The following is a 10,943-nucleotide window of genomic DNA, read 5'->3' as shown; positions in this document are numbered from 1 at the left end:
AATGACTCATCACTCTACACGGGGAATGCAAACTTTTACCTTTATCTGGTCAGGACAGGTAGTTTCTCTCATCGGTTCGGGACTGACGCACTTTGGTTTAGGAATCTGGGTATATCAGAATACTAAATCTGTGACTCTGTATGCCCTAATTCTTTTGTGTGGAACTTTACCGTCGAGCTTAATTTCTCCAGTGGCCGGCGTTTTTGTAGATCGTTGTTCCCGTCGTTGGGTAATGATTTTGAGTGATTTTGGTGCTGGTCTTAGCACTTTAGCGATCGCCTCATTACTTTTTGTTGGTAAGCTTGAAGTCTGGCACATTTGCTTGGCTTCAGCTGCCAGTTCTAGTTTCAGTGCTTTCCAAGTGCCAGCTTTCACTGCTGCGACTACCTTATTGGTTCCCAAAAAATACCTTGACCGTGCAAGCGGAATGATTCAGTTGGGGCAAGGAATTTCTCAGTTGATATCACCAGTGTTGGGCGGTGTATTAATCGGAATTATTCAGTTACAAGGTATTGTGGCGATCGATGTTGTGACATTTTTCTTAGGCACAATACCTTTATTGTTTGTTAAATTCCCTGAACCAAAAACTATTAACGCTAGTGATACTGAGGCACTCAAGAAAGATTCACTATTACAAGAAATAATTTTTGGCTGGCAATACATCACAGCTAGACCTGGGCTTTTAGGGCTGTTAATGTTGTTTGCTACTAACAATTTTTTAATGGGATCTGTTGGAGTATTAGTTACTCCATTAGTCTTGTCTTTTACATCATCTGCTGTCCTCGGTATGATTTTGTCTGTTAGCGGCGTTGGTATGCTCATAGGCAGTTTAATAATCAGCACTCGTGGCGGACCAAAGCGGCTTATCTATAGCGTTCTCGGTTTTCAAATGCTGGGTGGATTGAGCATTCTGATTGCTGGTTTACGCACTTCTGTTGAGTTGATTACTCTTGCAGCTTTTTTAACCTTCTTAGGCTGGCCAATTATCAATGCTTGCGCTCAAGTTCTCTTTCAAAAGAAAGTTGCGCTTGATATGCAAGGAAGATTTTTTGCCATACGTCAAATGGTTACAGATACATCTTTTCCATTGTCTTATATTGTCGCTGGGCCGTTAGCTGACAAAGTATTTGAACCTTTAATGTCCTCCAACGGACTGTTAGCTGGAAGCATCGGACAAATTATTGGCGTTGGGCCAGGTCGTGGCATTGGTCTAATGTTTATCACTATAGGAGTGCTGGCTATTGTTTTAAGTATTGCAGCTTATCAGTATCCCCGGTTACGACTGGTAGAGCATGAATTGCCAGATACAATCTAACAACTTTACGAGCATGAGAACATGAAACTTAAAGACAAATTAAATATTAATTTATTAATGCCTTTAGTTTTGGTAGGTATTGGTGTTGCTATTGCTTTACAAATTTACATTTTTCTGAATTACCGAGATGTAAAGCAAAGCCAAAAATTAATTACAGTAAATCCTACTTCTAAGCCTCATGTTAGTGAAAATGTTATAGCTTTAGGACGTGTACAACCCAAAAATAAAATTATCAGTCTATCTGGTTCTTCGTCTCTTCAATATGTGCGGGTATCTCAAATATTTGTCAAAGAAGGAGACAAGGTTAAGCGTGGACAGGTAATTGCTATTCTAGACAGTTTGACTAAATTACAAGCAGCATTACAACAAACCAAGTTAAAAGCCCAAGTTTCTCAAGCAGAACTCAACAAAGTAAAAAGTGGTGATGCCAAAAAAGCAGAAATTACTGCCCAGCAAGCACAAATTGCCAACTTAAAAGCCCAGTTTCAGGGGCAAATCGCTACCCAAAAAGCAAAGATTGCTCGTTTAAATGCAGAATTTAAAAATGCTCAAACAGAGTATTTACGCTATAAAAATCTATATGATGCAGGTGCGATCGCGGCTTCAGAAATTGATACTAAACGTTTAAATGTAGCAACTTATCAAGAGCAAATCAATGAAGAAACATCTACTCTCAACCAAATTTTATCAACATTTCCTAAGCAGATTTCAGAGGGCGAAGCTAACCTAGAAAAGCTCAAAGAAGTTCGTCCAGAAGATGTGCAAGTCTCTCAATTAGAATTTGCTCAAGCAAAAGCAGCAGTTTTGGAAGCAGAGGCAGACCTTGAATTAGCTTATGTAAAATCTCCTATTGATGGCACAGTTTTAAAAATTCATACTTATGCTGGAGAAGGCATTAGTAATAATGGCATCGTTGATTTAGCTCAAACTAAAGATATGTATGTCATGGCTGAAGTTTATGAAACTGAAATTGGTAAAATAAAACTAGGGCAAAAAGCTACTATTTCTAGTAGTTCATTAACTAAAAAATTATATGGAATAGTTGAACAAATTGGTTTTCAAGTTGGACAAAAGCAAGTATTTAATGGGGATAAAACTCTAGATGTTGATGCTAGAGTCGTTCAAGTTAAAATTCGTCTCAATCCATTAGATAGTGAACAGGCTGCTAAATTGATTAATTTGCAAGTCGAAACAAAAATTAAGATTAATTAAATAAATGGCTTTAATTTACCTATGATTCCCAAAATTCCTATAGCTTGGTTACAAATAACATATCAAAAATCTCGCTTGTTAGTTACTGTTTTAGGTGTAACATTTGCAGTTTTATTAATGTTTATTCAACTAGCTTTCCGGGATGGATTGTTTGAAAACTCTGTTACCATGCATAAAGCTATTCAGGCAGATTTAGTTTTACTTCATGCCGATACTAACTACTTTTTTGGCATTAAAGAATTTCCTCGTAATTATTTATATAGAGTTTTAGAAATTAATGGTGTAGCATCAGCTAGCCCTTTTTACTTTGCTGATGCAAATTTTAAAAATACTGAAAATTTTGTCACAGAAACTATAAGTGTTTGTGCCTTTAGACCCGATGAACCAGTTTTAAATTTATCAGAAGTGAATCAATTGCTCAAGGTTTTACAACAACCAAATGCTGTTTTATTTGATAAATTATCAAGTGGTGAATATGGCTCTGTTGCTTCAGACTTTAAAAGTAAAGGTGTGATTAGTACTGAATTATCAAATAAAAAAATAAACATTGTTGGTTTATTTTCACTAGGAGGAGGAGTAATGTCTCAAGATGGGTTAGTGGTTACTAGTGATTTAAACTACTCTACAATCCTCAATATGCCTTTAGAAAAAGTTGCCATTGGAGTTATAAAACTTGAGCAAGGTACTAAACCGGAAGAGATAATTAAACAATTTTCTCAAAAGTTCACTGAAAGTGATAATGTTATTCCTGTGAAATTGATAACTTTAAATAAATTTATGGAGCTTGAAAAACAACATTGGGCAGAATCAACACCAATTGGATTTATTTTCAATTTAGGTACAGTCATAGGTCTAGTTTTTGGTGGAGTTATTGTGTATCAAATTTTATATTCACAAATTGCTGATAGTTTATATATATATGCAACTTTTAAGGCAATTGGATACTCAAAATTATATTTAGTAAGTATTATTATCCAACAAGCTGTTCTGATGTCCTTGATGGGCTATATCCCCGGATTTGTTTTATGTATGTTTTTATATAAATTTGTACAAGATGCAACTCGTTTGCCAATGTTTATGACTTTTAGTCGAGCCTTAATAGTTTTGTTACTTACAATTACTATGTGTTCTCTTGCTGGCTTACTTGCTATGAAAAAACTACAGTCTGCCGATCCAGCAGATTTGTTTCGCTAAATAGTTAAGTTATCAAATATTTAAACTTTTTCTATATTAATAACCTGTCTAAAATATTTAAATAAAATTATGCAACCAGTTATTTCTATTCAGAATCTCAATCACTATTTCGGTAAAGGCTTATTACGTAAGCAAGTTTTATTTAATATTAATTTGACAATTAAACTAGGTGAAATTGTGATTTTAACAGGGCCTTCTGGTTCAGGAAAAACAACTTTATTAACTTTGATTGCTGGTTTACGAGGAATTCAAAGTGGAAGTGCTAGGGTTTTAGATTGTGAACTGTACAAAGCAAGCGATCACCAACTTTTACAATTACGTCGTCAAATTGGCTATATTTTCCAGAAGCATAATTTAGTTCCATTTTTAACTGCTTCACAGAACGTTCAGATGTCTCTTAATTTGTGTCCTACTTTTTCAAAGCGGCAACTTTGCCGGAGAGCAGAGTCAATATTAGAGCTAGTTAACTTAAAGCATCGTGTAGATTACTATCCTGAACATCTTTCTGAAGGACAAAAACAAAGAGTGGCAATTGCTCGTGCTTTAGTAACTCAACCGAAGATAGTTCTTGCCGATGAGCCTACCGCATCTCTAGATAAAAATAGTGGTCGTGATGTTGTTAAACTTATGCAAGAACTTGCAAAAAAACAAGATTGTTCAATTTTGTTAGTTACACATGATGACCGTATCCTTGATATTGCAGATCGCCTTGTTCACATGGAAGATGGTTATTTGCTTAACTAACTAATTTATCAATCCCAATAGACATCTCCGAAAACTATCAAAGCCGTTAACGAATCAGAGGTTTAAGACGTTTAGGCATCACCGTGCCAAAACGGGAAAATTGTACGCTAAGTCTAAAAGCGTTGCCCAGCAAGCATCTTAGCCGCTTGTTTTTATAAGCATCCGTGATATCGTGTCCGGTTAAAGACTTATCATTTAGGCCGCAGGGGGCAGGGGGAAAGGGGCTTTTGCGCTTTTTGCACAGATGCGGGAATTATAACTAATTAGGCGGACATGATATGAGTAGCTGTTTACCCTCAGTTGATTGGTGCAGAGTATGCAATCAGATTTTGTTGCTTCTGCACGTAATCTTGATGCTGCTCCTCTAATTCCTAAATCTTGGAGTTTAGCTGTTGTATCTGCCGCAATGCTTGTGTCAGGGACGATTCTTTATATCGAGAGTGATTATCTAAAGTTAATGTCATTTTCTTGCTCCTCTAAATTTAGATGGTTCATTCTCAGCTAAAAGTCTGTAAACAATATGGTTGATGAATTGAGGTGATTGCTGATTCATAGAGCGATTGTTAGATTCCTATCGCACTCACTCTATATTTTAAAGGCAGCATATTCAGATCAAAGTTGTTAAGGACTGTTACGAAAATAGAAAGATTGCATAAAAGCTGGAGGAAATCTCGAAATCTGGTTGTTGGACAAAAATCAAATAACTGAATCGTCTGTTTTTAAAGAATGTAAAAACAGTTATAAAATCCTATTAGGACAGAATTTTGTGGCTGTTGTGATCCAATAGTTGGTTTTTGGCATTTTGTAACCATAAGTACCTAGATATTAGCAACACAATATTTAAGATTTTCCTGACATCTCTCATTGATGTCAGGTTGACGTAAATCATTGAACTTGTATAAACAATGCATAAAACAAAATCTTCAAAGACTGACTCATCTACCTATTCCAATTCTTCAGCACTCAACTCAAACCCTCAATTAGCGCATAGATCATTTGGTAGCGAAATCCAAAAAGCATCAATTGCATCTAAAACACCGACTGATATAGAGAATGAAGGCTTTGCAGAACAACAGATGGAAGCAACTGGACTTTCCATACAAGCGAAGTACGGCACGATTACGCCCGAAGGACAGGAGCGGCTAACTGTCTTGCAAGCCAAGATGGACGGATTATTGAATTCTCGACTTGAACACGCAAGCCGATTTGGTTATAATATTGCCAATATTCCACTTCATAGACCAGATACATCAACGCCAATTCAAACAAAACTCACAGTTAACCAGCCAGGAGATGTTTATGAGCAAGAAGCTGATAACGTCGCACAGCAGGTAATGCAAAGAATGGGGCAACCTATAAATCGCCAGTCTATTCAACGAGAAGCATTGCCAGAGGATGAGGAAGAATTGCAAATGAAATCTCTGGACAATAGCACACTGCAGCGAAAAACATTACCAGAGGATGAGGAAGAATTGCAGATGAAATCGATGGTGCAGCGTCAGGGTGAGGCTGGGATGGCTGCTGCGCCAGATTTGGAAGCGTCCATTAACCAAGGACGGGGGGGAGGAGTGGCGATCGCAGACAATATCCGCGAACCGATGGAGGTGGCGTTTGGCGCAGATTTCAGTGGAGTGAAGGTTCACACGGATGGTCAGTCTGACCAGTTGAATCGGTCAATTCAGGCGCGTGCTTTCACGACGGGACAGGATGTATTCTTTCGTTCGGGTGAATATAATCTAGGGAGTCGGGGCGGTCAGGAATTGTTGGCGCATGAGTTGACCCATGTTGTGCAGCAAACAAGTGCAACTTTACAACGTCAGGCGATCCAACGATTAATGGCTACAGATATTTGGCAGCAAAGTACACAATCTAAAATCTTCAACAGAGGTAACAACAATCCTGAACTCATCCAAATTGATAACCTACTAAACACTTATCACGAATTAACAGATGCGAACGACCCCAATGTTGAGCAACGATTACAAGTGTTGACTAACATAGAAACTACTGTTTACGGATGGTATAATCGGCGCTTCAATCGCAATAAACCATCCAAGAGTAAACGATTAACCGCCATGTATGACTTGTTAGATGATATTGCTCAAGAACATGAAACATTAGTAACAGGAATTGCAAATAATAATATGCGATTACCTATTCCTAATGTAAATAATAATGCTGTTATTCCAAATAGCCCGGAAGACGCTCAGTTACAGCAATTGTGGCAGAGCATTGTTAATGAAACTGGTAATATTAACTTCAGCACACAAGATGCACGCCAACAGGAAGATTATCCTGATTTCAAGCAGAAAATGTTACCCATCTTTGCACGGCTATTGCGTACATCAACAGGTCGACAACTCCTAACGCAGATTTCAACAACACAACCAACAGGTTTATCTAATGAAGATCAGGCAGCTGGCAGAGGAAACGTTACCGTTCGACCTGTAGGCCAGCAAGAAAAAACCAGAGGAAGAATTGCCGCTGCTGGTGTGAAAAAATATGAAGCTTACCGCCAAGGAAATATTCGTCCAAATGGGGGTATAGGTATTGGGTCATATTTAACTGCTTCGGCTTATGACAGTGAAACTGACGTAACAAGAAGAGGAAATGCAGGAATAGATACAAACACAAATCCACTTCTTTCCCCAATGTTTGTTATTTTAGCGCATGAAATGATTCACGTCCTTCACAATTTGAGGGGTCAAAATCGCAATCAGACATCCTTGGAGCATTGGGGCAATGAAGAAGAAAAAGTAACTATTTCTGGAGAAGATCGAAATAATAATGTAGTAGATCCTATCAATGAACAAGCAATTAGGAATGAATATGGACTAAACCAACCACGATATGGTCATGATGAATGAAGCTGTAGACAAAGTTTGAGCAACTTCTAATTACAGTTGCCCAAACCCTGTTTACAACGAGTTAAAACGCTATCTCATTTGCAACCCAGCTTTCGATATTCTTAGGGTGTTACCCTTTTGCCCATGTGGATATAATCGTGACAAGCGATCGCATCTTGCGAGGCAGAGCATTATCGCCCGTTTTTTCTCCAACTTCAGAAAATCGCGTTGCTCCCGCGCTTGAGCGATCGCCTCCGGCGGGCGCTTGAGCCATCGCCACATCTGCAATCACCTCCACATTTTCTCAGCCGAGCGGTAGATAGTTGTAACTCTTAGCCCCACGCCCGCAGTTCCGGGATAGTCATGTGTTCGGTAGTAGATTTGGCTGGGGTAAGAGTACTGTCATTGGTAGTACCCAATTGCTATATCTGTAGTTGCTTCAATGGTTCTTCGAGTTTTTCATCAAGCAGTAAAGTAGGTACAACTTTATCCCGGCTGTCTGCTAAACTCTGCTTTTAGGGAACCAAGATATCCAAATATTGATAATGTCGTTAATTTCAAATACATTAGCAACTTTCGTGGCTCTTTTTCCAATCGCCAATCCAATAGGTGCAGTTCCGGTTTTCTACAGTTTAACAGCTAGCGAAACATCATCACAGCGTCATCAGCAGGCAATACAAACTGCCACGAATGTAGTTTTAGTTTTAGCTGTGTTTTTAGTAGCTGGCAGATGGATACTAGAATTTTTTGGGATTTCACTTCAGGTGCTACGGCTAGCAGGTGGATTACTTGTTGCTCATACAGCGTGGGAAATGGTAACGGTTCGTCAACGCCTAACTCCATCAGAAAATGATGAGGCTATGGACAAAGAAGATATTTCTTTTACACCAATGGCAGTACCATTAATCAGTGGGCCTGGAGCAATTGGGGTGGTAACGAGTTTATCTGTTAGCTTTAATCATTGGGTAGAGTATCTAGAATCTTTAGCAGGGATTGTTTTAATCGGAATTAGCCTTTACCTGTGCCTAGTCTTAGGAGAACCACTGATTAATAGGTTAGGAAAAAACGGTGTGGGAGCCTTAAATAGAGTTTTTGGTTTTTTCATCTTAGCAATTGGTGTGCGGTTTATTGCTGATGGCTCTATTTCATTATTGAAGTCGGCATTTCCTGTCAAGTAAAATAACCTTTGATTTATAGCAAGTTATATCGTGTCCGGTTAAATACTTATCATTAAGACTGCAAGGGGGCTATTAGCTGGGAGCAGGGGGAGAAAGGGTTTTCAGTTTTTTGCACAGATGCGGAAATTATAACTAATCAGCCGGACATGATATTACAGGGCAAACGCATCTAAATTACTCTTGATCGCAACCAAGCTTAAGAACCAAGGAAAAAATCAGCATTTCTCCTTTGGTATTAGTTTCCAAATGTTTAATATTTAATATAGTTGCAATTCCAGGTATGCTCTTTTCTACGTGCTTTTATTTGAGCAATTTCTGGAGCAGTTAAGCCAAATTCAAAAAAGTTCTCTGCACCAACGCGATCGCGAATTTCAGTATTTGCTCCATCTTGTGTATCAATGGTCAACGCTCCGTTGATTGCGAACTTCATATTACTTGTGCCAGAAGCTTCTTTACCAGCAGTGGAAATTTGCTCAGAAATGTCAGCAGCAGGATAAATTCGCTGTGCTAAAGAAACATCATAGTTGGGTAAAAAGACTACTTTCAGCTTGTTACCTACATCAGGGTCATGATTAATCACATTAGCAACGGAATTTATCAGCTTGATGATTAACTTTGCTCTGAAGTAACCTGGTGCTGCCTTGCCGCCAAAGATTACAGTTCGCGGTACTATATCGAGGTGGGGATTTTGTTTGATGCGATTATAGAGAGTAATTACATAAAGTATATTCAAATGTTGGCGTTTATACTCATGTAATCGCTTAACTTGAATATCAAACAGAGAATCAGGATTGACCTCAACACTAGTTGTTTGCACAATATATTCCAATACAGTTCAGTTAAGCTTTTTTCTCTCCCCCTGCTCCCGAAGCCTCCCCTGCTCAAGAACAGCCTGCCTTAACAGATAAATTTGCTTAACCCAAGCGTATTGGGCGATAGGTTTCATACAAAGTATCTTTGAGTCCATCCGTGGCAGACCACTCGACAACTTCGTATTCTAGCACTACTAAGTCGTCTGGAAGAAAGGAAACTGTTTCTGGTTGATCTACTACAGTACGCTTTGGCAGCTTAACGACCTTCGCCACCGCAGCCTCCGCTTTAGCAGTTGAATGCTGCCGCAGAGATCGCTGTGGTAATTGCTCAATCAATGGCAGCAGTTCAGGTAGATCCAGCGTTTGTGGAATACAGGGGATATCGCGGGGATTATCAGCCGGAACCTTGTCAATGATAGTAATTCGGGTTTCCATTGTTGTCCCATGCAATGCATAAGCTTTCCCGATGACCCCCACTGAAAGCACAACTTGCGCTTCCGAGTGCCACTTAACAAAAGTTTCTCGCCAAGCGGGATTATCAGCAGAGAACCAGTTAGCTGTGATTGTCACCAGCCGCCCACCGTCGCATAACCTTTGTAATGCCGAGTTAATATGCCGAGGTGTTGCGTCAGGGTTGCGATCGCTTTTCACAACTGTCTGTCTCTGATAGAGTTTGTCTAATCACCGATGGAGAAATCACTGTTTCTATGTTGAATTTTGTGTTGCTCAACCCAACCTACACATACATCTAAAGCACTATTAAGGCTTGCCACGCTACTACTGGTGTGTCAAGACTAAAATAGTGCAATTCAGCATCAGTAAATCCACCATGCTCTGCACGCTTCTTAGTAGCATTACCAAAGAAATAGCCAGTTTTGAGTGGAACAATAATGTCAGGGGTGCGTTCGTTTGTCCTTGGATCTCCCAATCCGGCATTGAGAATGCTCTGACCATACAATACTTTCCCCTGAGCAGCAGCATCCTCAGTTGAAAATAAAGTATTTCCTGTGGGATCGCTTACTTTATCAGCAGCAGTATCAAATGAGTAATTTTTGGATTTCAGCAAGGCTACTGCTTTTCGGACATCAGATGGATTTTTCAAGAAGATCAGTGATGAAGTATCCTGACCTCGCTCAGAAGCAACCTGGATGCCGTTTCTTACTAAAAGAGCGGCAACAGCAGTCAGGTTTCCATCGCCACCAGCAGCAGAGGGAGCAGCCCAAGTCGGTGGCAGCAGTAATTTGAGTTAAATCAGCAGATGGAGTTTAGACCAAATGGCAGGCTGTCAAAGAAAAAATAGAGGGTGTGCTTGAACAACTGGGGGATTGATTGCGATCGCATACACTCATCTAATCTGAAATTTTAATTTCATACCACTTTTCCCCAAAAACTCGGCGTTGCAGAATAGAAATATGAATGAGAGAGATTGACAAAATTGCTCGTTGGTTTTGGTGTGGTATCCTCGGCGAATTGTACGGCGGGGCAGTTGAAACCCGTATAGCTTTGGACATTCAGGAACTTATAGACTGGATTGAGGGTAGCAAGGAAGAACCTTCGACTGTTAGCGGGACTTAGACAAAAATTAGGCCCAAATGTAGCCCAAACTAGCTTTATAAGCAGCAAATACGTCACGATTAAGAGT

The 10,943-nt window shown here is 39.4% G+C and carries 10 protein-coding genes and 1 pseudogene; 7 read left to right on the top strand and 4 right to left on the bottom strand.

Features of this window, described 5'->3' with window-relative positions; translation table 11 throughout:
• Position 1 precedes the first annotated feature (1 nt).
• From RMX98_RS29080 to RMX98_RS29060, 5 genes are all read left to right on the top strand, one after another.
• Complete coding sequence (locus RMX98_RS29080) at positions 2-1,315, top strand: MFS transporter (RefSeq protein ID WP_322682115.1); 1,314 nt, start codon at positions 2-4, stop codon at positions 1,313-1,315.
• Between the two features lie 21 nt (positions 1,316-1,336).
• Positions 1,337-2,527 (top strand): ABC exporter membrane fusion protein, encoded by a 1,191-nt coding sequence (locus tag RMX98_RS29075; RefSeq protein WP_322682114.1) that lies wholly within the window; start codon positions 1,337-1,339, stop codon positions 2,525-2,527.
• 21 nt (positions 2,528-2,548) lie between these two features.
• Positions 2,549-3,721: an ABC transporter permease DevC gene (gene devC, locus RMX98_RS29070; RefSeq protein ID WP_322682113.1), complete on the top strand. Its 1,173-nt coding sequence runs from the start codon at positions 2,549-2,551 to the stop codon at positions 3,719-3,721.
• A gap of 69 nt (positions 3,722-3,790) precedes the next feature.
• Complete coding sequence (locus tag RMX98_RS29065) at positions 3,791-4,465, top strand: DevA family ABC transporter ATP-binding protein (protein WP_322682112.1); 675 nt, start codon at positions 3,791-3,793, stop codon at positions 4,463-4,465.
• 905 nt (positions 4,466-5,370) lie between these two features.
• Positions 5,371-7,332: a DUF4157 domain-containing protein gene (locus RMX98_RS29060; RefSeq protein WP_322682111.1), complete on the top strand. Its 1,962-nt coding sequence runs from the start codon at positions 5,371-5,373 to the stop codon at positions 7,330-7,332.
• A 109-nt stretch (positions 7,333-7,441) separates the two neighbouring features.
• On the opposite strand, the gene RMX98_RS29055 is transcribed toward RMX98_RS29060, so the two are convergent.
• Entirely contained in the window at positions 7,442-7,609 is a 168-nt protein-coding gene (locus RMX98_RS29055) for a hypothetical protein (protein ID WP_322682110.1), read from the bottom strand.
• Between the two features lie 247 nt (positions 7,610-7,856).
• Here RMX98_RS29055 and RMX98_RS29050 point away from each other — a divergent pair, with 247 nt between their 5' ends.
• Positions 7,857-8,489 carry a MarC family protein gene (locus RMX98_RS29050; protein ID WP_322682109.1) on the top strand — a complete coding sequence of 211 codons (633 nt, stop codon included), beginning with the start codon at positions 7,857-7,859 and terminating at the stop codon, positions 8,487-8,489.
• Positions 8,490-8,781: 292 nt separating this feature from the next.
• Here RMX98_RS29050 and RMX98_RS29045 read toward each other — a convergent pair.
• The 3 genes and pseudogenes from RMX98_RS29045 to RMX98_RS29035 all read right to left on the bottom strand — a co-directional run.
• Positions 8,782-9,312 (bottom strand): annotated as a pseudogene (locus tag RMX98_RS29045) (glycogen/starch/alpha-glucan phosphorylase); the annotation flags it as partial.
• Positions 9,313-9,403: 91 nt separating this feature from the next.
• The gene (locus tag RMX98_RS29040; RefSeq protein ID WP_322682108.1) at positions 9,404-9,952 is read right to left on the bottom strand and encodes a hypothetical protein; all 549 of its coding nucleotides are present in this window, start codon (positions 9,950-9,952) and stop codon (positions 9,404-9,406) included.
• Positions 9,953-10,049: 97 nt separating this feature from the next.
• Entirely contained in the window at positions 10,050-10,403 is a 354-nt protein-coding gene (locus tag RMX98_RS29035; protein ID WP_322682107.1) for a hypothetical protein, read from the bottom strand.
• Between the two features lie 314 nt (positions 10,404-10,717).
• Between RMX98_RS29035 and RMX98_RS29030 the strand changes: the two genes are divergently transcribed.
• The gene (locus RMX98_RS29030) at positions 10,718-10,876 is read left to right on the top strand and encodes a hypothetical protein (protein ID WP_322682106.1); all 159 of its coding nucleotides are present in this window, start codon (positions 10,718-10,720) and stop codon (positions 10,874-10,876) included.
• Positions 10,877-10,943: the final 67 nt, after the last annotated feature.

Source organism: Nostoc sp. DedQUE02 (assembly GCF_034531035.1).
Classification (GTDB): Bacteria; Cyanobacteriota; Cyanobacteriia; order Cyanobacteriales; family Nostocaceae; genus Nostoc.
The sequence above is the reverse complement of the archived record's forward strand: the minus strand, read 5'-3'. Positions and strand labels throughout refer to the sequence as shown.